Origin of the sequence: Bosea sp. RAC05 (assembly GCF_001713455.1) — a bacterium.
Taxonomy (GTDB): Bacteria; Pseudomonadota; Alphaproteobacteria; order Rhizobiales; family Beijerinckiaceae; genus Allobosea.
Genome location: NZ_CP016464.1, coordinates 111,923 through 132,893 on the forward strand (window position 1 = coordinate 111,923; position 20,971 = coordinate 132,893).

A 20,971-nucleotide genomic window follows, 5' to 3' on the forward strand; every position below is an offset into this window, starting at 1 on the left:
AGCCGAACGACGCACCCGCTCACCCCTGCGCGCGTCATCCCGGACAAGCCGCAATGCGGCGCAGCTCCGGGATGACAGCGAGATTCCGAGCCGGGACATGATGCCGTGCGTCGCTAACTGAACGACCGCACCAGCCCGCCGATCAGCAGGTTCCAGCCGTCGATCAGGACGAAGAAGATCACCTTGAAGGGCAGCGAGATCACGGTGGGCGGCAGCATCATCATGCCCATCGACATCACGATCGTCGCCACGATCATGTCGATCACCAGGAAGGGCAGCGCGATCAGCAAGCCGATCTCGAAGGCGCGTCGCAATTCCGAGATCATGAAGGACGGGATCAGCACCCGCAGATCGACCGCCTGTGCCGGGTCCTGCGGCCGGATGCTCTCCGGCGCGAGATCGGCGAAGAGGCGCAGATCCTGCGGCCGCGTCTGCGCCAGCATGAAATCGCGGAACGGCGCCGTGATCTTCGCATAGGCCTCGGCCTCGCCGATCCGGTTCTCGACCAGCGGCAGCACGCCCTCCTGCCAGGCCTTGTCGAAGGTCGGCGCCATCACGAAGAAGGTCATGAACAGCGCCAGGCTGACCAGGATCAGATTGGCCGGCGTGGATTGCAGGCCGAGCCCTGAGCGCAGGAAGGACAGGGCGATCACGAAGCGACTGAAGCTCGTGACCATCATCAGGAGCCCCGGTGCGACCGAGAGCACCGTCAGCAGTGCCACGATCTGGACGATGCGGCCCGAGGCCGAGGCGCCGCCCTGCGGCAGCAGGCCGTCGAGCCCGAAGGACTGCGCCTGCACGGCGGCCGTGCCGGCAAGCAGGGTCAAGAGTACCGCGACGATCCGGGTCACTGAACCACCAGCGTTTCGATGACGATGTCGCGCACGACGCCCTTGGAACGGATCGCGACGCGCTCCGTCAGGTCCTCGCGCAGGTTGCGCAGGCCGGCCGCCCCTTCCATCTGCTGCGCGGTGACGCTGCGCAGGAAGCCGAGGATGTCCTCGGTGATGGCGCCGACCAGTGGGTCGGCGCCCAGCGCCGCCTTCTGTTCGAGCAGCACCGCCGCCTCCAGCCGCACCCAGGTGTTGGCCGGGGCCGCGAGATTGGTGACGATCGGGGGCAGCTTCTTCATCACCAGCGTGCCGGTCATCTGCGGGCTGACCGCGAGATCGGGCGTCGCCGCCTCCATCCGCTTCATCACCGTGCTCTCGACCATGCCGACGACGCGGAAGCCCCAGAGCGCACCGGCCGCCGCCGCCAGCGCGGTCAGGATCACGACCGGCGCCGCCGCGAGCAGCGCCCGAGGCGCGACCCGTCGACCCCGGCGCGGGCCGGGCAGCCTGGGCAGGGAGCGCGCCATCAGAAGGGGGTGACCTTGTCGACGAGCTGCTGGCCCCAGGCCGGCTGCTGCACCTCCATGCCGCGGCCGCGCCCGCCATAGGAGATCCGCGCCTCGGCGATCTTCTCGTAGGAGACGACGTTGTTGCCGGTGATGTCGCGCGGGCGCACGATGCCGGTGACGTTGAGCACGCGCATGTCGTAGTTCACGCGCACCTCCTGCGAGCCGTTGATGACGAGATTGCCGTTGGGCAGGATCTCGGTGACCACGGCGGCGACCGACATCTCGACCTCTTCGGAACGGTCGGTCAGGCCCCGGCCGCGCGAGGAGGTGTCGGAGCTGGCATTGGCGCTCGCAGACGCATCGCCCGAGGCGCCGTTGAAGTTCGCGAGGAAGCCGAGGCCGTATTTGGCGGCGGAATTGCGCGAGCGGTCCGACTTGTTGTCGAGCTTGGCCTTGTCGTTGATCGAGATCTTCACCGTGACGACGTCGCCCGTCCTCATGGCGCGCGTGTCGCGGAAGAGATCCTCGCTCTGGCGGGTGTAGATCGAGTTGAAGGCGACATCGACGCCGCGCCCCGTCGGCGTGCCGAGCGGGATCGCGTCGCGCTGGACGGCGAGGCCGCTGCCGACACGCGACATCACGGGTTCGCGGTTGAGTTCGGCCATGTCGGTGCCGCAGCCGGCGAGGGTGACGGCACAGGCCACCAGGAGGAAAGGCTTCATCGGGTCTGAACTCCGGTTGGGGGCGTCATCGAAAGGGCGCGCCGGCCGCCCATCACCTCGGCGAGCTGGGCGGCCCGCGAGGCCTCCATCTCGTTGAGGACGGCGCTGGCGGCCCGGGCAGGCAGCTTGCTGAGCACGGCCACCGCCACGCCCTGATCCATCGCCGAGAGCTGGAGCGCGGCGGCATCCGGGCGCATCCGCGCGAAGATGTCGGTCATGCGGGCCTCGGCCTGCTTCACCTCGGCGGCGCGCTGGTCGGTCAGCATCTGCAGCTCGGCCTTGCGCTCCTCGAGCTTCTTGAGCGTCTCGGCGAGCTTCGCCTCAAGCCCCTTCAGCGCATTCGCCTGCCAGGCGAAGCGGGCCTCGGCCGCCGGATCGCGGATCGCGGCGCAATAGCTCGCCGCATCCGAGGTCAGGGCGGCCGGGGCGGCTGCAGGCGGCGTCTGGGTCGGGGCCGCGCCGGCTTCGGAACCGGCGGACAGCAGCAGCACCGGCAGCAGGAACAGGATGGGGAAAGGCTTCGACGGCATGGCGCCCCTCGGCTCGATGGTCGACGATTGGGTTCTAGCGGGCGGCGCTTTCGCGGGGCTGGCGCGGCACGAGGCCGGCGCCCGCCCCCGGCACTATTGGACGACGAGGTCGGCCTGGAGTGCGCCCGCGGTCTTGATCGCCTGCAGGATCGCGATGATGCCCGCCGGCTTCAGCCCGATCTGGTTGAGGCCGCGCACCAGCGTGTGCAGGTTGGCGCCGTTGATGATGGCGAGCCGGCCATTGCCCTGCTGCGCCTCGATCTGCGTGCGCGGCACCACCACGGTCTGGCCGTTGCTCAGCGGCTCCGGCTGCGAGACCATCGGCGTCTCGGTGACGCGCACCGTCAGGTTGCCATGGGTGACGGCGACCGTGGAGATCTTGACGTCGCGGCCGATCACCACCGTGCCGGTGCGCTCGTCGACGACGACGCGGGCAGGCGAATCCGGCTCCAGCGTCAGCCGCTCGATCTCGGCGATGAAGCGCGCCGTCGACATGTTCGGCGGCCGCGTCAGGCTGATCGTGCGGTGGTCGAGCGCGAAGGCGACGGTCGATTTGTAGCGCTCGCGGGTGAAGGCGTTGATCGCGCCGGCGACGCGCTCAGCCGTGACGAAATCAGGATTGCGCAGCTCGAGCGACAGCACATGCAGCGTCGCGAGCTGGTCGGGGATCTGGCGCTCGACCAGCGCGCCGCCGGGAATGCGCGCGGCCGTGGTCACCCCTTGCGTCAGCCGCTCGGCCTCGCCCTGCGCGGAGAAGCCCGACACGTTGAGGCGGCCCTGCGCCAGCGCATAGGTCTGCCCGTCCGCCGCCAGGAGCGAGGTGACGACGAGCGTCCCCCCGAGCAGCGAGGTCGCGTCCCCCATCGAGGCGACGGAGACGTCGATGCGGCTGCCGCGTCCGGCGAAGGCCGGCAGATCCGCCGTCACGATCACCGCCGCGACATTGCGCGTGCGCAGCGCCGAATTGCGGACATTGACGCCGAGCCGGTCGAGCATGGATTGCAGCGCCTGGCCGGTGAAGGGCGAGTTGCGCACGCTGTCGCCCGTGCCCTGCAGGCCGATGACGAGGCCGTAGCCGACGAGCTGGTTGTCGCGCACGCCCTGCAGCCCGGCGATGTCCTTGATCCGCACCGAGGCGCGGGCCGGCAGGGCACCGCTCAGCGCCAGGGCGAACGCACAGAGGCCGACGATCAGTCGCGAGGCGAGCGTCATCATTCGCTCCCGACGCGGATCGTGCCGTCCGCCTGGACGACGCCGACCACGATCAGCCCGGTGTCGGGATTGCGCGCCTTGACCATCTCGTTGACCGAGGCCGAGGCCATCGGCTCGACGATGCCGGTGATGACGAGGTCACTCTCGCGGAACACGACCTGGGTCGGCACGCCGCGGCGCACCACCTTGGGATCGTCGACCGCGTTGAGCGGGATCGGCTGGCCCGGCAGCAGCGTGCGCCGCACGACCTTGCCGACCAAAGCGAGCCGGTTGTCCACCGCCACCCGCCCCGCCACCCGGAAGGCGCGATCGACCAGATGCACATCGGCGATGACGTCACCCGGATAGAGCGTGACCGCCGGGACCGGCAGCGTCACCGCCGCCGGGTTGGCCTGGGCCGGGCCGGCCGCGAGCAGGCCGAGAGCGGCGGCGAGAAGGGCCGCGGCGAGGCCCTGCGGACGGAGTGTCTGGCCGGCCATGGTGCGCCTCACCGGATGCCGTTGGAGACGGTGCCGGCCATCTGGTCGGCGGCGGTGATGACCTTGGCGTTCATCTCATAGGCGCGCTGCGCCGCGATCAGCGCCGTGATCTCCTTGACCGGGTCGACGTTCGACGCCTCGAGATAGCCTTGGCGCAGCTTGCCGAAGCCGATCGCGGTCGGGTTGCCGTCGGTCGGCTGCCCCGAGGCCACGGTCTCGCGGTAGAGGTTGCCGCCGAGCGGCTCGAGCCCGGCATCGTTGGCGAAATTCGCCAGCGTGATCTGGCCGAGCTGGCGCGGCTGCACCTCGCCGGGGATCTTGGCGAGCACCAGCCCGGATTCGTTGACCGTGACGTCGACCGCATCGGCCGGGACCCGGATCGCCGGATCGAGCAGATAGCCGTCGGCCGTGACGATGTCGCCATCGGCATTGGTGTTGAAGGTGCCGGCGCGGGCATAGAGCGTCTCGCCTTCGGGCGCCGTGACCTTGAACCAGCCGCGCCCGTCGATGGCGAGGTCGAGCCGGTTGCCGGTCTGCGTCATCGCGCCCTGGATGTGCAGGTTGCGGATCGCCGCCGCCCGCACGCCGAGCCCGAGCGAAGCGCCCTCGGGAATCGAGCCGTCGCCGCCGCGATTGGGCACGCCGCGCGAACGCTCGGTCTGGTAGAGCAGGTCGGTGAATTCCGGCCGCGCTCGCTTGAACGACGTCGTGTTGATGTTGGAGATGTTGTTGGCGATGACCTCGACATTGAGCTGCTGCGCGCTCATGCCGGTGGCCGCGATGGCGAGGACTTTCATCGGCTTCGGTCCTCAGATCGCCATGTGCATGAATTCTTGGTAGGCGCCGACGACCTTGTCGCGCATCGCCATGGCGAGCTGCAGCGACTGCTCGGCCGACATCACCGCCTGGACGACGTCCTGAACGGCCGCCTTGCCCTGGATTCCGGCGACCGCCTGGCTCTCACCCTCGGCGAGCTTGTCGACGAAGTTCTGCGCCACATTGGCGAAGACGGAGCCGAAATCGGCGCCGGGCTGGGCGGCGCCCGCAGCAGTGGCCGCGCCCTGGCGCAGGCTGGCGCCGGTGAGGCCCGACAGGCCCTGGGTGAGATGGCTCGCGGCGGGCGCGAGAGCGGAAATCGCGTTGAGCATCAGCCGTTCCTCAAAAGATCGATGGTCATGGATTGCATCGAGCGCGCCTGCTTGATCATCTGCAGGTTGGCCTCGTAGGAGCGGTTTGCCTCGCGCATGTCGGCCATTTCGAGCAGCAGCGAGACGTTGGGCATCTTGACGTAGCCCTTCTCGTCGGCGGCCGGATGGCTCGGCTCGAACTCGACGCGGAAGGGCGCCTTGTCGACGCCGACGCCCTTGATCTTGACGAGCGAGACACCGAGAGCCCGGTTCATCGCGCTCTCGAAGGTCACGGTCTTGCGCCGATAGGGATCGGCCCCGCGGGTCGTGCCGGTGGCCTGGGCGTTGGCCAGGTTCTCAGAGACGACGCGCACCCGCGTCGACTGGGCCTGGAGGCCGGCACCGGCGATCTTCATCGAAGCGTCGAGAGGGTCGATCATGGCTTTGTACTCACTCTGGACAGTATTCGAGCAGCGAATGCTTGCGCGGGGCTGATCAGCCCTTGATCGCGGTCATCATCATCCGGTGGAAGCTGCGCACGATGTTCGTCGTGAAGGCGTGGTTTCGGCTGATCTCGCCCGCCTTGAGCATTTCCTGCTCGAGGCTGACCGAATTGCCGGAATGGACGGTCGACCAGCTGTCCGATTTGCGCGGCCGGGCCGTCAGCGCCTCGGCCGGCGTCGAGCTGATATGGTTCGGCGCGGTCGCCGCCAGCGACAGCGTGGTCTTGCGCACCACTGCGTCGAAGGGCTCGACATCGCGCGCGGTATAGCGCGGCGTGTTGGCATTCGCGATGTTCTGCGAGACGGCGTTCTGTCGAACGGCGAGCCAGCGCGACTGCTGGGCGGCGAGATCGAAGAGATGGATCGGCTCCACCGGAAGCCTCCGTTGTCGTGACCAGACGACGTTAGGAGGATTGACTTGCGTGAAGCTGGTCTCGATGGAACCGGGGGAGACGAAGACGAAACGAAGACTGTCGGGACCGTGCGGCCAAGCCGGCCCCGGCCCTGCGGCCGGGGTGTAAGTCAGGAGATCGTGTAGCCGAGATAGCGCTTGGACTCGATCGGATCGTAGCCGAGCCGCTCGCGCAGTTTCTTGCGCAGCTTGCTGACATGGCTCTCGACGACCGCCTCGTCGACCTCGGCATCGAACAGGCCGTAGACGGCGTTGAAGACCTGGGTCTTCGTCACCCAGCGCCCGCGGTTGCGCATCAGGAATTCGAGGATGCGGCGCTCGCGGCGCGGCAGCGCCATCTGTTCGCCGGCGACCTCGGGGTCGCTGCCGTCGAAATGCACCTTGATCTCGCCGATCGTGACCTCGTCATCCGTCGCGCGGCGCTTCTCGGCCCGGCGCTGCATCGCGTTCACCCGGGCCAGGATCTCGCGGACATGCACCGGCTTGCGGACCACGTCGTCGACGCCGGCGGCGAAGAGCTCCAGCGTCTTTTCGAGCGAGGAGGCCTCGTTCATGGCGATCACCGGCGCCTGCGAGCGGCGGCGGATCATCGTCGGGAAGGTCGACCGCTCGGCACAGTCGCCGATCAGGAACGCCTCGACGCTGCTGAGATGATCGGCCGAGGTATCCTCGACCCATTCCTGGAAGCGCGACGGGGTGAAGCCGATCGCCGGAACGCCCTCGCCCGTAAACAGAGACTGATATCCTTCGGTGACGAGAACCCGGTCATCGATGACGATATACATGGATACCCCCCAGCATCGGCACAACTCCCCCTCGAAAGAACTGGAAGCAGCATGACGCTAGGGATCGTCTTCGTCATGGTCAATGCAAGATCGACATGATGAGACGGCAGATGAAATACTGCGGAAACCTCGATTAAAGACCGTTATACGGATTTATGAAAAAGGATACACCGTTCCTTAACCTTCGAAATTTAGCCGCGACCGCGCCTGAGACCAATGTCGCCCGCGCGTCTTCTTGCTGACCAAACGGCACCTCGCATGCCTGCCGCCGGCCGCGGCTCGCGGCACGCCGGACCGCCTATAGTATAAGGAGTCGAATCGGGTCGTATTCATCGACACGTTTCTATCAAAATTGAATCAAAAATCCTGACACCGTCCGGCGAAAGCTTCGGGCAAGCAACTCCAGATCAGATGAGCCTCGAAAGCTTGGCTTGGAGATCGGCAGATGAGCATTTTCGGGATCATGCGCACCGGCGTATCCGGCATGGCCGCCCAGGGCAGCAAGCTGGGCGCGGTCAGCGACAACATCGCGAACGTCAACACCGTCGGCTACAAGCGGGCCTCGACCGAGTTTTCATCGCTGATCTCCGAAGGGAACCACAGCGAATACAATTCCGGCGGCGTCGAGACCACGACGCGCTACGCGATCTCCGACGAGGGCCTGATCATGGGCTCGACCTCGAAGACGGACCTCGCCATCAAGGGCAACGGCTTCTTCGTCGTCACCGATGCCGGCGGCACGCCCTACATGACCCGTGCCGGCGCCTTCGTGAAGAACGGCAGCCAGGAGCTGGTCAATTCGGCGGGCTTCTACCTGATGGGCTACCCGATCCAGAATGGCGACCCGACCGTCGTCGCCAACAGCCTCGACGGGCTGGAGCGCATCAACCTCGCCAATGTCGCCTATGAGGCCAACCCGACGGTGAGCGGCACGCTGAAGGGCGTGCTCGATTCCAATGCGGCGGTGATCGCGCCGGGCACCCTGCCCTCCGACAACGTCGCCGGCAGCACCTATTCGAGCAAGGCCTCGATCGTCGCCTACGACAATCTCGGCAACAAGAAATTCCTCGACGTCTACATGGCCAAGACCGGCACGGCGCCCGACGCCTGGCAGGCGGTGGTCTTCGACCAGGCGGGCGCGACCGCCGGCGGCTTCCCCTATGCGGGCGGCCCGCTCGCCAACGTCGCACTCGCCTTCGGGCCGACCGGCCAGCTCACCACGGCGCCGGCGAATTTCACCGTCGCCATCCCCGGCGGCGCCACCGCCACGATCGACTTCAGCCAGGTCTCGCAGGTCGCGACCGGCGAGACCGCGCTCGAACTCGCCGTCGACGGCAACGCGCCGAGCGCGGTCGAGAGCGTGGACATCGCCGATGACGGCACCGTCTACGCCGTCTTCGAGAACGGCGCCCGGCGCGCGACCTACCGCATCCCGCTCGCCACCGTGCCGAGCGTCGACCAGCTGACCCCGCAATCGGGCAATGTCTACTCCGTCAACAACATGTCGGGCGACGTCATCGTCGGTTTCCCCGAGAGCGGCAGCTTCGGCTCGATCCGCTCCGGCGCGCTCGAGCAGTCCAATGTCGACCTCGCCACCGAGCTGACCGCGATGATCGAGTCGCAGCGCAGCTACACGGCGAATTCGAAGGTCTTCCAGACCGGCTCGGAAATCCTCGACGTCCTGGTCAACCTGAAGCGCTGAGCGCAGCCGAAAGCGAGACGGGGACCCTGCCATGAGCCTGTCATCCGCCCTGAACGTGGCGCAGTCCTCCCTGACCGCGACCTCGACGCAGACCTCCGTACTCTCGCGCAACGTCGCCGGCGCCGACGACCCCAACTACAACCGCAAGGCCGGCACGCTGGTGACCACCTATGGCGGGGCGGTCAGGATCGCCTCGATCAGCCGGGCGATGGACTCGGTGCTCTTCGCGGCCAAGCTCGGCTCCACGGCGACCACCTCCGGGCAGCAGGCGATCGTCGATGCGCTCGACCAGCTGGAAGCCACGGTCGACGACCCCGAGCTCGACCAGTCGCTGGCGGCCAAGCTCGGCGCGCTGACCAACGCCCTCCAGCAATATGGCGTGACACCGGACGATCCGCTGCTCGCGCAGAACGTGCTGACCAAGGCGACCGAGATGGTCCGCAGCCTCAACGCCGCCAGCGAGGCGGTGCGCACCGTTCGCCAGCAGGCCGATGCCGACATGGCGCTCGGCGTCGAGCGGGTGAACGGCCTGCTCAAGGAGTTCGAGGCCGCCAACCGCGCCATCGTCAAGGGCAGCCAGTCCGGCGCCGACATCACCGACCAGCTCGACACACGCGACCGCATCCTCTCCCAGCTCTCGGAGGAGATGGGCATCAGCGTGGCGACGCGGCCCAACAACGACATGGTGATCTACACCGATGGCGGCGTGACCCTGTTCGAGACAGTGCCGCGCAGCGTCACGATGGCGCCGAGCTTCGCGCTCGGGGCCGGAACCGCCGGCAACGCGGTCTATGTCGACGGCGTGCCCGTCACCGGCCCCAACGCGATCATGCCGCTGAAATCCGGCCAGATCCATGGCTCGGCGATTGTGCGCGACGAGATCACCGTCACCTATCAGAGCCAGCTCGACGAGATCGCCCGCGGGCTGATCGAGGTCTTCGCCGAGAGCGACCAGACCGGCGTGGGTCCCGACCAGGCCGGGCTCTTCACCTATGGCCCGCCGCCCGGCCCGGCCGCCATTCCGGCGACCGGTGTGACGGTCGCGGGATTGGCCGGCACGATCCGCATCAACGCCAATGCCGACCCGTCCCAGGGCGGCGATCTCGACCGGCTGCGCGACGGCGGCATCTCCGACCCGCTCGACCCCAACTACAGCTACAATGCCAGCGGCGCGGCGGGCTTCCCCGACCGCATCCAGGGCCTGCTGACCGCACTCGGCACCAGCCGCAACTTCGACCCCGCCACCGACGCCGACCCGACCGACACCCTCGTCGGCTTCGCCGGCTCCTCCGTCGGCTGGCTGGAAGCGCAGCGCCAGACCTCGACACAGACGCTCGGCTACGAGACCGCGCTGCTGCAACGCACGACGGCCGCGCTGTCGAACGTCACCGGCGTCGACATCAACGAGGAGATGACGCTGATGATGGAGCTGGAGCGCTCCTTCAACGCCTCGTCGACCCTGATCTCGACCATCGACCGGATGCTCGAGGCGCTGCTGCAGGCCGTGAGGTAACGACCATGAAGACGAGCTTCATCTCGAACTATTCGCTCTCCGGCACCCTGCGCAACGCGGTCGCCAAGGCCCGCGACAGCCTGGCCGACGCCACCACGGAATCGACCACGCTGCGCCATGCCGATATCGGCCTGACGCTCGGCGGCAGCACCGGCAAGACCGTCGGCCTGCGCGACCAGTACGACCGGCTGAACGGCATCGTCGACACCAACGGCCTCGTCGCCTCGCGTCTGGAGGTGACGCAGAAGGCGCTCGACGGCATGCGCGAGACCGCCGAGCAGTTCCTCGCCACGCTGATCAGCGTGCGCGACGGCGACAAGGGCGCCGAGGTCCTGAAATCGGAAGCGAAGAACAATCTGCAGGCGCTGACGGCGTCGCTCAACGCCTCGTCCAGCGGGCAGTTCCTCTTCGCCGGCATCAACACCCAGCAGCGCCCGGTGACCGACTATTTCACCACCCCGGCCCCGGGCAACAAGGCTGCGATCGACGCCGCCTTCGCCGGCTATTTCGGCTTCGCCCAGAATGCGCCCGCGGTCGCCAACATCACGCAGGCCGACATGACGACCTTCCTGCAGACCGTGCTGCCGGCGGAGTTCGCCAGTCCGGCCTGGAACACGAACTGGTCCTCGGCGATCGACCAGAACATGACCGGCCGGATCTCGCTCAGCGAAGTCGTCGAGGTGTCGACCAACGCCAACACGCAGACCATGCGCGACCTCGCCATGGCCTACACCATGGCCTACGACCTCGGCACTCAGACCCTCAACACCAACGCCTTCCGCGCCGTCGTCGACGCCAGCATCGAGAGCGTCAACAAGGCGATCCTCGGCCTCACCGCGACGCAGGCGCAGCTCGGCGCCATCGAGGAGCGGGTCAAGGTCTCGAGCGAGCGGCTCACCATCCAGCGCGACATCGTCGCCAAGCAGATCCAGGCCTTCGAGAACGTCGATCCCTACGAGGCCAATGTCCGCGTCACCGATCTGACGACGCAGCTCGACACCGCCTATGCGCTCACCGTCAGGATCCAGCAGCTCAACATCCTGAAATACATGAGCTGACCCCGCGCCCGGCCGCTCCACGCCGCCGGGCGCCCCGCCCTCCGCGCTCACCGCCCGCTCCGGCCCCGCCGGCGCGACCGGGCGGCTGCGCGCCCACGCCCTCCCGTCCACCGTCCGGAGATGCCCCATGTATCAGAGCTCCTATGCGGCCATGGCCGCGGATGACTACGCCCTCGCCCGCACCCAGGAATGGCGCGCGCTGGACCACGCCGTGACCCTGCTCGAGGAGGCGCGCCCGACCGGGGCGGCCTCGCCGGAGACGATCGAGGCGGTCGGCTTCCTGCGCCGGCTCTGGACGCTGCTGATCGAGGATCTCGGCAGCGCCGAGAACGGATTGCCCGAGAGCCTGCGCGCCTCGCTGATCTCGATCGGCCTCTTCGCCCTGCGCCAGGGCGAGGCGCTGCGGCTCGGCCAGTCCGACGACTTCGAGTCGGTCATCGACGTCAACAAGATGATCCGCGACAGCCTCGCCTGAACCGGAGGATGGGCAAGCCGATGAACCTCTCTCTGCGCGCCAACGAGAAGATCTACATCAACGGGGCGATCCTGCGCTTCGACCGCAAGGTCAGCCTCGAGCTGATGAACGACGCGACCTTCCTGCTCGAAACCCATGTCATCCAGCCCGACGAGACGACGACGCCGCTGCGGCAGCTCTACTTCGTCGTCCAGACCATGCTGATCGACCCGAAGAACGCCGGCGCCGCCCGGCTGCTCTTCGACCGCATGCTGATGACCACCGCCTGCATCTTCGAGGATGCCGACGTGCTCCTGGGCCTCCAGGCGGTCGACCGCCTCATCGCCGAGGAGCGCCATTTCGAGGCACTGAAGCAGCTGCGGGCGCTTTATCCGGCGGAGGCCGCCATCCTCGCAAGCTCCGGGCAGGCCACGGAGCCTAGCCTGTCGGCGAAGCTGAGGCCTGCCGCCGCCGCGCCCCTGCGGTGCGAGGCCGCGCTCGCCTGACGAAACCGGGTCCGCCGCCACCGGCGGGCCGCCACACCGGGCCCGATGGAGCCGATCATGGACGTGAGCAGCATCCCGAGCACGACGACGAGCACGAGCTCGACGTCGACGAGCACCAAGAACGCCATGGGCGACTACAACACCTTCCTCCAGCTCCTGATCGCCCAGGCCAAGAACCAGGACCCGACCAACCCGACCGATCCGGCGCAATACGTCCAGCAATTCGCGGCGCTCTCGCAGGTCGAGCAGTCGGTCACCGCCAACGCCAAGCTCGACCAGATCATCGCCGGCATCGCGGCGCTGAAGCCCGCCACGACGCAAGCCTGAGGCGGCGGCCGTGAACGAGGCCGACGCCCTCGATCTGATGCGCGACGCGGTCTGGGCGATCATCGTCGGCGCCGGCCCGGCGGTCGCCGCCGCGATGGCGATCGGCCTGATCATCGCGCTGATGCAGGCCCTGACGCAGGTGCAGGAGGCGACGCTGACCTTCGTGCCGAAGATCGTCGTCATCCTGATCGTGATGGCGGCCACAGGCGCCTTCACCGGCGCCCAGGTGTTCGCCTTCACCGAGCGCGTCTACGGGCGCATCGAGCGCGGCTTCTGACCGCGCGCCGACGGGCGCGCATTTCCGACGACAGGACAGGGTGCCAGAATGGCCACGCCCCATCTCATCACCGGCAAGGTCGCGCCCAGGGCGATGGCCGGCGAACCGCCGGCCAGCCGCCGCGACATCGGCTTCGCCATCGGCATCATCGGCATCCTCTCGATCCTGTTCCTGCCGATCCCGGCCTTCCTGATCGACATCGGGCTCGCGCTCTCGATCGCCCTCTCGGTGCTGATCCTGATGGTGGCGCTCTGGATCAAGAAGCCGCTCGAATTCTCCTCCTTCCCGACCATCCTGCTCGTCGCGACGATGCTGCGGCTGGCCCTCAACATCGCCACGACGCGCGTCATTCTCTCGCATGGCAACGAGGGCTCGCATGCGGCGGGCTACATCATCGACGGCTTCGCCCGCTTCGTCATCGCCGGCGACTTCGTCATCGGCCTGATCGTCTTCATCATCCTCGTGACGGTGAACTTCATCGTGATCACCAAGGGCGCGACCCGCATCGCCGAGGTCGGTGCCCGCTTCACCCTCGACGCCATCCCCGGCAAGCAGATGGCGATCGACGCCGATCTCTCGGCCGGGCTGATCGACGCGCCCGAGGCGCAGCGCCGCCGCCACGAGCTGGAGGAGGAGAGCTCCTTCTTCGGCGCCATGGACGGCGCCTCCAAATTCGTCCGCGGCGACGCCATCGCCGGGCTGATCATCACCGCCGTCAACATCCTCGGCGGCATCATCATCGGCGTCACCCGCCACGGCATGTCGCTGTCCCAATCCGCCGACGTCTTCGTCAAGCTCGCGGTCGGCGACGGCCTCGTCACGCAGATCCCGGCGCTGATCGTCTCGCTCGCCGCCGGCCTGCTGGTCTCCAAGGGCGGCACCCGCGGCACGGCCGAGCAGGCGATCCTCGGCCAGCTCGGGCATTACCCCCGCGCCCTCTTCGTCGCCTCCTTCCTGATGGTGATCCTGGCTCTGGTGCCGGGCCTGCCGCTTCTGCCCTTTGCGCTGCTCGGCGGGTTGATGGCCTTCGTCGGCTACACGATTCCCAAGCGCAACGCCGAGCGCGCCGCAGCCGCCGAGGAGATCCGCGCCATGGAGGCCGAGGAGGCCGTGCGCGAGAGCCAGGACACGATCAAGGAATCGCTGCGCACCGCCGAGATCGAGCTCAGCCTCGGCAAGCAGCTCGCCGCCGAGATGCTGACCTCGCACAGCGAGCTGGCCCATCGCGTCGGCAAGATGCGCAAGAAATTCGCGCAGCAATACGGTTTCGTCGTGCCCGAGATCAAACTCTCCGACAGCCTGACGCTGCCGCCCAAGCATTACGAGTTTCGCATCCACGGCACCGTCGCCGCCACGGGCGAGATGCGCCCCGGCAGCATGCTGGTCGTCGTCGGCGACGGCCGCCTGCCCGATCTGCCGGGCGAGGAGGTCCGCGAGCCCGCCTTCGGCGTCAAGGCGATGTGGGTCTCGGAAAGCTATGCCAACGAGGTCCGGCGCGAGGGCATGCAGCCGGTCGACCGGCTCTCGGTGCTGCTGACCCATCTCAGCGAGACGATCCGCAAGAATCTCGGCCAGCTCCTGTCCTACAAGGACATGCGCGCGCTGCTCGACCGGCTGGGACCGGAATACAAGAAGCTGCTGGACGAGATCTGCCCGGCCCATATGTCGCTTTCGAGCCTGCAGGCGGTGCTGCGCCTGCTGCTGGCCGAGCGCGTCTCGATCCGCAACCTCCACCTCATCCTCGAGGTCGTCGCCGAGATCGCGCCCCATGTCCGCCGCGCCGAGCAGATCGCCGAGCATGTGCGCATGCGCATGGCCCAGCAGATCTGCGGCGACCTCACCCAGGGCGGCGTGCTCAACATGCTCAGGCTCGGCAACCGCTGGGACCTCGCCTTCCATGAGAGCCTGCGCCGCGACGCCAAGGGCGAGGTCGTCGAGTTCGATATCGATCCGCGCCTGATCGAGGAGTTCGCGGCCGAGGCGACGGCGGCGATCCGCGCCCGCATGGACCAGGGCCAGAGCTTCGTGCTCGTCACCAGCCCGGATGCGCGCCCTTACGTGCGCATGATCGTCGAGCGCATCTTCCCGGCGCTGCCCGTCCTCTCCCATGTCGAGATCGCGCGCGGGCTGGAGGTCAACCTGCTGGGGACCATCTCGTGACGCCGTTCACGCCCGACACGGTGCTGCATGCCTTCCTGATCTTCTGCCGCATCGGCGCCTGCCTGATGCTGATGCCGGGCTTCTCCAGCCCGCGCGTGCCGGTCCGCTTCCGGCTGATGATCGCGGTCGGCGTCACGCTGGCGCTCGCGCCCTATGTGCTGCCGGCCTTCGCCCATCTCGTCTCGCCCGGCCCGGCGACGCTGCTGCGCGTCGTGCTCGCGGAGACGATGACGGGGGCGCTGATCGGGCTGATGGCGCGCTTCTTCTTCCTGGCGCTCCAGACCATCGCCACCGCGATGGCGACGACCGCGGGCCTCGGCCAGCTGCCCGGCCTGCCGATCGACGAGGCCGAGGCCTCGGCCCCCTTCGTGACGCTGATCACCCTGACGGCGGCGACGCTGATGTTCGTCACCAACCAGCATGCCGAGGTCATCCGCGCGCTGGCGGGCTCCTACAGCCGCATCGCGCCGGGCACGCCGCTCGACGCCCAGGCCGGGCTGATCCAGATCGCCGACCGGGCGTCCGAGACCTTCAATCTGGCCCTGCGCGTCGGCAGCCCCTTCATCATCTATGCGGTCATCGTCAATCTCGCGATCGGCCTGATGAACAAGCTGACGCCGCAGATTCCGGTCTATTTCATCTCGCTGCCCTTCGTCATCGCTGGCGGGCTGTTCCTGCTCTACTTCTCGGGGCCGGAGGCACTGAGCCTGTTCATCACCGCCTTCTCCACCTGGCTGGCGCGGGGCTGAGCGGCGATGCAGGGCCAGCGCCTCAAGGCGATCGAGCGGATGCTGTCGATCCAGTCGCGCATCCGCAAGCTCGCGGAATGGCGCCAGAAGGCGATCGAGCTGCAGGCCACCGCGGCGCGCGCCGAATCCCGCGCGCTGGTCGCCGCGCTCAACGGCGAGGGGCCCACAGCCGGGCTCTTCGCCGACATGACCGCCCGGCGCCTGCACCGGACCGAAGTCTCGGCTGCGCGCTTCGAGGCGGCGGCGATCGTCCAGGCGAAGCAGGTCCTCGCCGAGACGGGCCGCGAGAAGCGAACCGCCCGCCTCGCCGACCATCTCCGCAAGGTGAAGCTGCGCGCCGACCAGGACGGCGCGCTCGTCGAGATCATGGACGCGCGTGAAGGCCAGCGGGCGGCAACGCTCTGAGGGCTGGAGCCGCCGACGGACGCCGAAACACCTCCCGCCCGCAAGCCTGAAACAAGCCTGATCCGCCATCATCGACACCAGATCGTTCAACGACCCTGGAAGGTGACAATGGCGATTTCTCCTCCGTCCGACATCGTGCTCGACGTGGCCCGCGCCGCCGATCCGGCGCGCCTGCAGCTCGCCGTCGACCGGCTCCAGAAGCTCGGCAACGGCATCGCCGGCACGCAGTTCGCCGCCGCGGTGGACGAGGCCGCGCCGGCCGGGGGCATGCCCGGCCTCGCCGGCGCCCGCGAGAAATTCGCCGCTCTTGCGCCGGCAAAACTCGATAGCGCACCCCCGGCCGTCCCCTCGAAGACCGCCAAGACCATGCAGCAGTTCGAGGCGCAGGTGATCCAGACCTTCATCGAGCAGATGATGCCCGAGGCGACGGCGAACAATTTCGGCAGCGGCACCGCCGGCGGCGTCTGGCGCTCGATGCTCTCCGAGCAGATCGCCAACCAGATCGCCAAGGCGGGCGGGCTGGGCCTGCGCGAGAAGGTCGAGGCCGCCATCGCCGCCCGCAACACCACGGGCTCCGCCGACGGCGCCGTCGCCGCCGCGCACAAGCTGCTCGACGGCCGGATCGCCGGCGCCAATGCCCGCGACCTCGCCATCCCGCTCTCGGTCGAGCAGCGCTTCCTCAACCTGACCAAGCCGGCAAGCTCCGGTGGCGTCGCCCGCTCCAACTTCCGACAGGCCTGAGCCATGACCGAGCTGTCCGACACCACCGCTCTCGCCGACATCCAGGCCACGCTCCCCGCGCTGGTGCCCCCGCCCGTGACCATGCAGGAGGAGCCCGCAGCACCCAGCGCCGCCTCCCGCGCCATGTGGGCCGTGCTCGACCGCCTCGAACAGGCGATCGATCATGAAACACGCGAGCTGATGGCGCTGCGCAGCGCCGACTTCAACCGCCTCAACGAGATCAAGAGCCGGCTGCTGCTCGACGCCAGCCGGGCGCTCCGCGCCATGCGCGACGAGGCCGGCGACGGCCCGCTGATCGCGCGCCTGTCGACGCTGCGGCTCAAGCTCGAGCACAACCGCATGGCGATCGGCATGCATCTCGAGGCGGTGCGCGAGATCGCCTCGGCGATGACGAGCACGCTGATCGACGCCGAGTCGGACGGCACCTATTCCGCGACCTCCCGCCTCGCGGCGGCGCCGGTCCCGCGGGCCCGCGCTTCATGACCACGGCGCGGCTGCTCGTCCTCGGCGCCTGGGTCTGCGGGGTCACGCTGCTCTCGGGCCATCTCGCCCTGACCTGGCGCGCCGAGACGCCGCCGGCTACCGAGGCGCCGTTCTTCGAGGGCCTCGAATACGAGGAAACCGCGCTGATCCATGTGCCGATCATCGCGAACGGAGATGTGCAGGGCTATGTCGCGGCGCAGTTCGTCTTCACTGCCGATGCCCGCACGCTCCGCCAGATGACCGTGAAGCCGCACGCTTATGTCCGCGACGAGGCGCTGCGGGCGATCTACTCCAACGGCAAGGTCGATTTCTCCCGGCTGGAGCGCGTCGACATCGACGCGCTGCTGAAGACGGTGAAGACCGGCGTCAACGCCCGCCTCGGCGGCGAGCTGGTCAAGGACGTGCTGGTCAAGGAATTCAACTACGTCCGCAAGGACCAGCTGCGCGGCTGACAGAGCGGCGTCGCCGTCATTGCGAGCGCAGCGAAGCCATCCAGGAGACGTCGAGCACGCCCTCATGGATGGCTTCGCTGCGCTCGCAATGACGATGTGGCGCGTGGGCGGAGGCTGCCCTCAACCCTGCAGCGTGCTCGCCAGATCCTTGAAGGCATCCGCGCTGAGCGCTGCGCTCATTTCCTGGTGCAGGGCCTCGTAGATCTTCGGCACCAGCACGATCGCCTTGTCGAGCTCGGCATCGGCGCCGGCCTGGTAGCCGCCCATCAGCCGCAGGTCGCGCGTGTCCTCGAAGCGCGAGATCAGCGCCTTCATTCGCGAGGCGAGCCCGCGCTGCTCCGGCGTCCAGACATGGTGGGCGAGGCGCGACACCGAGCCGAGCACGTTCACCGCCGGATAGCGCCCCTGGTCGGCGATGGCGCGGTCGAGCACGAGATGCCCGTCCAGCGTGCCGCGGATCGAATCCGCGACCGGGTCGTTGTGGTCGTCGCCGTCGATCAGCACGGAGAAGATCCCGGTGATCGTGCCGGTGCCCTCGACGCCGGGCCCCGCCCGCTCGAGCAGTTTCGGCAGCGTGCTGAAGACGCTCGGCGTATAGCCGCGGGCGACCGCGGGCTCGCCGGCCGCCAGCGCGACGTCGCGCGCGGCATGGGCGAGGCGTGTCACGGAATCGAGGATCAGCAGCACATCCTCGCCCTGGTCGCGGAAGTATTCGGCGACCGCCATGGCGGTGTTGGGCGCGAGCCGGCGCATCATCGCGCTCTCGTCGCTGGTCGAGACGACGGCAACCGCCTGGGCGCGCATCGGGCCCAGCGTGTCGTCGAGGAACTCGCGCACCTCGCGGCCGCGCTCGCCGACGAGGCCGATGACGATGGTGCTGAAGCCCGGCGCCCGCGCCAGCATCGAGAGCAGGCTCGACTTGCCGACGCCGGAGCCGGCGAAGATGCCGATGCGCTGGCCGGCGCAGAGCGGCGTGAACAGGTCGACGACCTTGACACCGGTGCGGATCGGCCGCGTCACCCGCGCCCGCCGCATCGCTTCCGGCGGCGGCCCCTCGGCCGGCATCGCGACGTCGCCGGCCGGCAGCGGCCCGCTGTCGTCGATCGGCTCGCCGAAGGCGTTGACGACGCGGCCCTTCCAGCCCTGGGAGGGGCGCAGCACGAGCGGCCCGGCGAGGCTGGCGCGAGCACCGAGCCCGACGCCGACCGTCGTCGCGAAAGGCTTCACCAGCACACCGTCGCGGTCGATCCGGATCGCCTCGCCCAGCTCGGCGCGGCCATGGGTCGAGAGCGCGATGCGCTCACCCAGCCGCACGAAGCGCGAAAGGCCGCCGACGCGCAGCGCCGCCGGCGTAACCTCGCTGACGCTGCCGCTGACCTGGACCAGATCATGCGGCTGCGGCCCGCCCGCGAGGGCCTGTTCGAGACGTGTCAGGGCGTTCATGGGGATGCCGTCCGGCCGCTCAGCTCTCGCCGAGCGAGCGGATCGCGCCATCGACCGCCTTCTCGCCCTTGTCGATCGCATTCGCCGCGCTCTCGAAGGCGCGCGTCACCGCGATCAGCTTGGTCATCTCGCGAATCGGGTTGACGTTCGAGCCCTCGACGAAGCCCTGGCGCACGCCGTTGCGGACGAAATCGAGGATCGGCGTTGCCGGGCGATCGGGGATCACGCCGGAATTGTCGTGGCGCTGCAACTTAGCGGCGGGGTCGATGGAAAAGAGGCCGATCGCCCCGACCTGCTGGCTGCCCTGCCAGATCATGCCGTCGCGCGCGATCACCGGAGGCCCGCCCTCGGGGTCGAGCTGCATCGGCGCGCCGCCGGCGTCGAGCACCGGGTGCTCCGCGAGCGTGCGCAGCTCGCCCTGCGGCGTCATCTTCATCCGTCCGTCGCGGGTGTAGACGGTGCCTGCCGGCGTGTTGATCGCGAGCCAGCCCTCGCCTTCGACGGCGACGTCGAGCGGGTTGCCGGTCTTGTCGAGCCCGCCCTGGAGGCGGCTGATATAGGTCTCCCCCGCCGAGGCGAAGGACACCGCATCCGGCCCCTTCTTCGACAGGAAGGTGCTGAACTTGACCTCCTCGGCGCGGAAACCGGCCGTGTTCATGTTGGCGACGTTGCGCGCCAGCGTCTCCATGCGCTTCTCCAGCACGAGCTGGGAGGACAGGCCGACATAGATCGAGGACTGCATGGTCACACGCCTCCGAGGCGGAGATTCTGGATGCTGAACAGGACATCGGTGCTGACCCCGGCCGCGACCGGCGGGCCGACGAGGATGGTCAAAGCGTTGTTGGCCGCGCTCTGGCTGGCGCCGATATCGGCGAGCGAGGTGAAGCGCAGCAGGAAGCGCTGGACGCCCTCGGCGTCCTTCAGCTGGTCGAAATCGAGTTTCTTCGAGATCATCTCCGCCTGCTTGTCGATCGGCATCATCGAGGTCGAGGCGGGGATGCCGAGCGCCGTCTGCACCACCTTCAGCAGCGCCGGATCGGCCAGCACCTCATAAGCGTTCTTGAGGCCCGACGCCTTGCGCTCGAAATAGAGCGCGAGCCGGACATTCTCGTTCTGGCTGCCCTGCTGCTCCTCGAAGACCTGGCGGACATAGCGCTCGGTCATCGGCTTCTGCGTGCGGTCGAAGCTCGTCGTCGCCGAGCCGTAGCGCGCGAAGTTGAAGGTCGTCGCCAGCTCCTTGTAGCGCGGGTCGGTCAGCTTGTTGGCGAAGCTGGAGGACGAGTCGACGCCCTCGGTCAGGACCTTGCGGATCAGGCCCTTGGCGTATGTCATCTCCTCCAGCCCGAAGGCCTTCATCGCGTAGCGAAAGATCCGGTCGTTGCCCAGGAAGTCGTCGATCGATTTGATCTTGCCGATATTGGCGAGATAATAGGTGCTCTCATTGGCCGTCTGCGGCACCGCAGCCGCCCGCTCCAGCGATTTGGGCAGGTTCCGCGCCACGGCCTGGAACGCCATCGTCGTCGTGGTCATCGTCGCAATCCCGGCAGTGATCCGGGCGTGTACCCGGACGTTCGTGAGACATCAGGCTC

General features: G+C 68.3%; 27 protein-coding genes. 13 read left to right on the forward strand and 14 right to left on the reverse strand.

The genetic code is table 11. The annotated features are described in order from the left end of the window. Nucleotides 1-113 precede the first annotated feature (113 nt). The 11 genes from fliP to BSY19_RS04090 form a co-directional block, all read right to left on the reverse strand. Nucleotides 114-827: a flagellar type III secretion system pore protein FliP gene (gene fliP / locus BSY19_RS04040; RefSeq protein ID WP_236840465.1), complete on the reverse strand. Its 714-nt coding sequence runs from the start codon at nt 825-827 to the stop codon at nt 114-116. 20 nt (nt 828-847) lie between these two features. Then, nucleotides 848-1,360, reverse strand: a complete 513-nt coding sequence (locus tag BSY19_RS04045) for a flagellar basal body-associated FliL family protein (protein WP_083247384.1) — start codon at nt 1,358-1,360, stop codon at nt 848-850. Next, entirely contained in the window at nt 1,360-2,064 is a 705-nt protein-coding gene (flgH, locus tag BSY19_RS04050) for a flagellar basal body L-ring protein FlgH (RefSeq protein WP_069053025.1), read from the reverse strand. The genes BSY19_RS04045 and flgH overlap by 1 nt, the downstream gene beginning before the upstream one ends. Then, on the reverse strand, nt 2,061-2,594 hold the full coding sequence (locus tag BSY19_RS04055) for a MotE family protein (RefSeq protein ID WP_069053026.1): 534 nt from the start codon (nt 2,592-2,594) through the stop codon (nt 2,061-2,063). Before BSY19_RS04055 ends, flgH begins: the two co-directional genes overlap by 4 nt. 93 nt (nt 2,595-2,687) lie before the next feature. Beyond that, entirely contained in the window at nt 2,688-3,806 is a 1,119-nt protein-coding gene (flgI, locus tag BSY19_RS04060) for a flagellar basal body P-ring protein FlgI (RefSeq protein WP_069056844.1), read from the reverse strand. Beyond that, nucleotides 3,806-4,285 (reverse strand): flagellar basal body P-ring formation chaperone FlgA, encoded by a 480-nt coding sequence (gene flgA, locus BSY19_RS04065; protein ID WP_069053027.1) that lies wholly within the window; start codon nt 4,283-4,285, stop codon nt 3,806-3,808. The genes flgI and flgA overlap by 1 nt, the downstream gene beginning before the upstream one ends. Before the next feature lie 8 nt (nt 4,286-4,293). Beyond that, nucleotides 4,294-5,082 (reverse strand): flagellar basal-body rod protein FlgG, encoded by a 789-nt coding sequence (flgG, locus tag BSY19_RS04070; protein ID WP_069053028.1) that lies wholly within the window; start codon nt 5,080-5,082, stop codon nt 4,294-4,296. Between the two features lie 12 nt (nt 5,083-5,094). Further along, on the reverse strand, nt 5,095-5,433 hold the full coding sequence (fliE, locus tag BSY19_RS04075) for a flagellar hook-basal body complex protein FliE (protein WP_069053029.1): 339 nt from the start codon (nt 5,431-5,433) through the stop codon (nt 5,095-5,097). Continuing rightward, nucleotides 5,433-5,852 carry a flagellar basal body rod protein FlgC gene (gene flgC / locus BSY19_RS04080; protein WP_069053030.1) on the reverse strand — a complete coding sequence of 140 codons (420 nt, stop codon included), beginning with the start codon at nt 5,850-5,852 and terminating at the stop codon, nt 5,433-5,435. Before flgC ends, fliE begins: the two co-directional genes overlap by 1 nt. Before the next feature lie 55 nt (nt 5,853-5,907). After that, nucleotides 5,908-6,288: a flagellar basal body rod protein FlgB gene (flgB, locus tag BSY19_RS04085; RefSeq protein ID WP_069053031.1), complete on the reverse strand. Its 381-nt coding sequence runs from the start codon at nt 6,286-6,288 to the stop codon at nt 5,908-5,910. Nucleotides 6,289-6,437: 149 nt separating this feature from the next. Continuing rightward, complete coding sequence (locus BSY19_RS04090; protein WP_069053032.1) at nt 6,438-7,112, reverse strand: response regulator transcription factor; 675 nt, start codon at nt 7,110-7,112, stop codon at nt 6,438-6,440. Between the two features lie 445 nt (nt 7,113-7,557). Between BSY19_RS04090 and BSY19_RS04095 the strand changes: the two genes are divergently transcribed. From BSY19_RS04095 to BSY19_RS04155, 13 genes are all read left to right on the forward strand, one after another. Then, entirely contained in the window at nt 7,558-8,814 is a 1,257-nt protein-coding gene (locus BSY19_RS04095; protein ID WP_069053033.1) for a flagellar hook protein FlgE, read from the forward strand. Nucleotides 8,815-8,845: 31 nt separating this feature from the next. Continuing rightward, nucleotides 8,846-10,327, forward strand: a complete 1,482-nt coding sequence (gene flgK, locus BSY19_RS04100) for a flagellar hook-associated protein FlgK (RefSeq protein WP_069053034.1) — start codon at nt 8,846-8,848, stop codon at nt 10,325-10,327. Between the two features lie 5 nt (nt 10,328-10,332). After that, the gene (locus BSY19_RS04105; RefSeq protein ID WP_069053035.1) at nt 10,333-11,385 is read left to right on the forward strand and encodes a flagellar hook-associated family protein; all 1,053 of its coding nucleotides are present in this window, start codon (nt 10,333-10,335) and stop codon (nt 11,383-11,385) included. A gap of 127 nt (nt 11,386-11,512) precedes the next feature. Further along, nucleotides 11,513-11,860 carry a flagellar biosynthesis regulator FlaF gene (flaF, locus tag BSY19_RS04110; protein WP_069053036.1) on the forward strand — a complete coding sequence of 116 codons (348 nt, stop codon included), beginning with the start codon at nt 11,513-11,515 and terminating at the stop codon, nt 11,858-11,860. A gap of 8 nt (nt 11,861-11,868) precedes the next feature. Next, entirely contained in the window at nt 11,869-12,345 is a 477-nt protein-coding gene (gene flbT / locus BSY19_RS04115) for a flagellar biosynthesis repressor FlbT (RefSeq protein WP_069053037.1), read from the forward strand. Nucleotides 12,346-12,402: 57 nt separating this feature from the next. Then, nucleotides 12,403-12,672, forward strand: a complete 270-nt coding sequence (locus BSY19_RS04120; RefSeq protein WP_083247385.1) for a flagellar hook capping FlgD N-terminal domain-containing protein — start codon at nt 12,403-12,405, stop codon at nt 12,670-12,672. Between the two features lie 10 nt (nt 12,673-12,682). Continuing rightward, a complete protein-coding gene (locus tag BSY19_RS04125; protein WP_069053039.1) occupies nt 12,683-12,949 on the forward strand; it encodes a flagellar biosynthetic protein FliQ in 267 nt (88 codons plus the stop codon). A 93-nt stretch (nt 12,950-13,042) separates the two neighbouring features. Further along, nucleotides 13,043-15,109, forward strand: a complete 2,067-nt coding sequence (flhA, locus tag BSY19_RS04130) for a flagellar biosynthesis protein FlhA (protein WP_069056845.1) — start codon at nt 13,043-13,045, stop codon at nt 15,107-15,109. Beyond that, nucleotides 15,106-15,858, forward strand: a complete 753-nt coding sequence (gene fliR, locus BSY19_RS04135; protein WP_069053040.1) for a flagellar biosynthesis protein FliR — start codon at nt 15,106-15,108, stop codon at nt 15,856-15,858. Before flhA ends, fliR begins: the two co-directional genes overlap by 4 nt. A gap of 6 nt (nt 15,859-15,864) precedes the next feature. Then, on the forward strand, nt 15,865-16,263 hold the full coding sequence (locus BSY19_RS04140; protein WP_069053041.1) for a hypothetical protein: 399 nt from the start codon (nt 15,865-15,867) through the stop codon (nt 16,261-16,263). A gap of 108 nt (nt 16,264-16,371) precedes the next feature. Further along, nucleotides 16,372-17,004, forward strand: coding sequence for a rod-binding protein (locus tag BSY19_RS04145; protein ID WP_069053042.1), 633 nt, complete (start codon nt 16,372-16,374; stop codon nt 17,002-17,004). Nucleotides 17,005-17,007: 3 nt separating this feature from the next. After that, nucleotides 17,008-17,487, forward strand: a complete 480-nt coding sequence (locus BSY19_RS04150; RefSeq protein ID WP_083247386.1) for a hypothetical protein — start codon at nt 17,008-17,010, stop codon at nt 17,485-17,487. Then, entirely contained in the window at nt 17,484-17,939 is a 456-nt protein-coding gene (locus tag BSY19_RS04155; RefSeq protein WP_069053043.1) for a hypothetical protein, read from the forward strand. Before BSY19_RS04150 ends, BSY19_RS04155 begins: the two co-directional genes overlap by 4 nt. A 120-nt stretch (nt 17,940-18,059) precedes the next feature. Here the strand turns inward: BSY19_RS04155 and fliI are convergent, their stop codons facing one another. The 3 genes from fliI to BSY19_RS04170 are packed head-to-tail and all read right to left on the reverse strand — an operon-like array spanning nt 18,060 to nt 20,912. Further along, nucleotides 18,060-19,382 carry a flagellar protein export ATPase FliI gene (gene fliI / locus BSY19_RS04160; RefSeq protein WP_069053044.1) on the reverse strand — a complete coding sequence of 441 codons (1,323 nt, stop codon included), beginning with the start codon at nt 19,380-19,382 and terminating at the stop codon, nt 18,060-18,062. A gap of 19 nt (nt 19,383-19,401) precedes the next feature. Beyond that, the gene (gene flgF, locus BSY19_RS04165) at nt 19,402-20,124 is read right to left on the reverse strand and encodes a flagellar basal-body rod protein FlgF (RefSeq protein ID WP_069053045.1); all 723 of its coding nucleotides are present in this window, start codon (nt 20,122-20,124) and stop codon (nt 19,402-19,404) included. Between the two features lie 2 nt (nt 20,125-20,126). Beyond that, the gene (locus BSY19_RS04170; protein WP_069053046.1) at nt 20,127-20,912 is read right to left on the reverse strand and encodes a DUF1217 domain-containing protein; all 786 of its coding nucleotides are present in this window, start codon (nt 20,910-20,912) and stop codon (nt 20,127-20,129) included. Between the last annotated feature and the right edge of the window lie 59 nt (nt 20,913-20,971).

Coding starts and splice junctions, on each gene's coding strand:
- flgF (WP_069053045.1), bottom strand. CDS start 20,124: ATGCAGTCCTCGATCTATGTCGGCCTGTCCTCCCAGCTCGTGCTGGAG.
- BSY19_RS04120 (WP_083247385.1), top strand. CDS start 12,403: ATGGACGTGAGCAGCATCCCGAGCACGACGACGAGCACGAGCTCGACG.
- BSY19_RS04095 (WP_069053033.1), top strand. CDS start 7,558: ATGAGCATTTTCGGGATCATGCGCACCGGCGTATCCGGCATGGCCGCC.
- flgG (WP_069053028.1), bottom strand. CDS start 5,082: ATGAAAGTCCTCGCCATCGCGGCCACCGGCATGAGCGCGCAGCAGCTC.
- BSY19_RS04045 (WP_083247384.1), bottom strand. CDS start 1,360: ATGGCGCGCTCCCTGCCCAGGCTGCCCGGCCCGCGCCGGGGTCGACGG.
- BSY19_RS04140 (WP_069053041.1), top strand. CDS start 15,865: ATGCAGGGCCAGCGCCTCAAGGCGATCGAGCGGATGCTGTCGATCCAG.
- BSY19_RS04155 (WP_069053043.1), top strand. CDS start 17,484: ATGACCACGGCGCGGCTGCTCGTCCTCGGCGCCTGGGTCTGCGGGGTC.
- flgI (WP_069056844.1), bottom strand. CDS start 3,806: ATGACGCTCGCCTCGCGACTGATCGTCGGCCTCTGTGCGTTCGCCCTG.
- flgK (WP_069053034.1), top strand. CDS start 8,846: ATGAGCCTGTCATCCGCCCTGAACGTGGCGCAGTCCTCCCTGACCGCG.
- flgA (WP_069053027.1), bottom strand. CDS start 4,285: ATGGCCGGCCAGACACTCCGTCCGCAGGGCCTCGCCGCGGCCCTTCTC.
- BSY19_RS04170 (WP_069053046.1), bottom strand. CDS start 20,912: ATGACCACGACGACGATGGCGTTCCAGGCCGTGGCGCGGAACCTGCCC.
- BSY19_RS04145 (WP_069053042.1), top strand. CDS start 16,372: ATGGCGATTTCTCCTCCGTCCGACATCGTGCTCGACGTGGCCCGCGCC.
- BSY19_RS04055 (WP_069053026.1), bottom strand. CDS start 2,594: ATGCCGTCGAAGCCTTTCCCCATCCTGTTCCTGCTGCCGGTGCTGCTG.
- fliE (WP_069053029.1), bottom strand. CDS start 5,433: ATGCTCAACGCGATTTCCGCTCTCGCGCCCGCCGCGAGCCATCTCACC.
- flgH (WP_069053025.1), bottom strand. CDS start 2,064: ATGAAGCCTTTCCTCCTGGTGGCCTGTGCCGTCACCCTCGCCGGCTGC.
- BSY19_RS04105 (WP_069053035.1), top strand. CDS start 10,333: ATGAAGACGAGCTTCATCTCGAACTATTCGCTCTCCGGCACCCTGCGC.
- BSY19_RS04090 (WP_069053032.1), bottom strand. CDS start 7,112: ATGTATATCGTCATCGATGACCGGGTTCTCGTCACCGAAGGATATCAG.
- flaF (WP_069053036.1), top strand. CDS start 11,513: ATGTATCAGAGCTCCTATGCGGCCATGGCCGCGGATGACTACGCCCTC.
- flbT (WP_069053037.1), top strand. CDS start 11,869: ATGGGCAAGCCGATGAACCTCTCTCTGCGCGCCAACGAGAAGATCTAC.
- BSY19_RS04150 (WP_083247386.1), top strand. CDS start 17,008: ATGACCGAGCTGTCCGACACCACCGCTCTCGCCGACATCCAGGCCACG.
- flhA (WP_069056845.1), top strand. CDS start 13,043: ATGGCCGGCGAACCGCCGGCCAGCCGCCGCGACATCGGCTTCGCCATC.
- fliI (WP_069053044.1), bottom strand. CDS start 19,382: ATGAACGCCCTGACACGTCTCGAACAGGCCCTCGCGGGCGGGCCGCAG.
- flgC (WP_069053030.1), bottom strand. CDS start 5,852: ATGATCGACCCTCTCGACGCTTCGATGAAGATCGCCGGTGCCGGCCTC.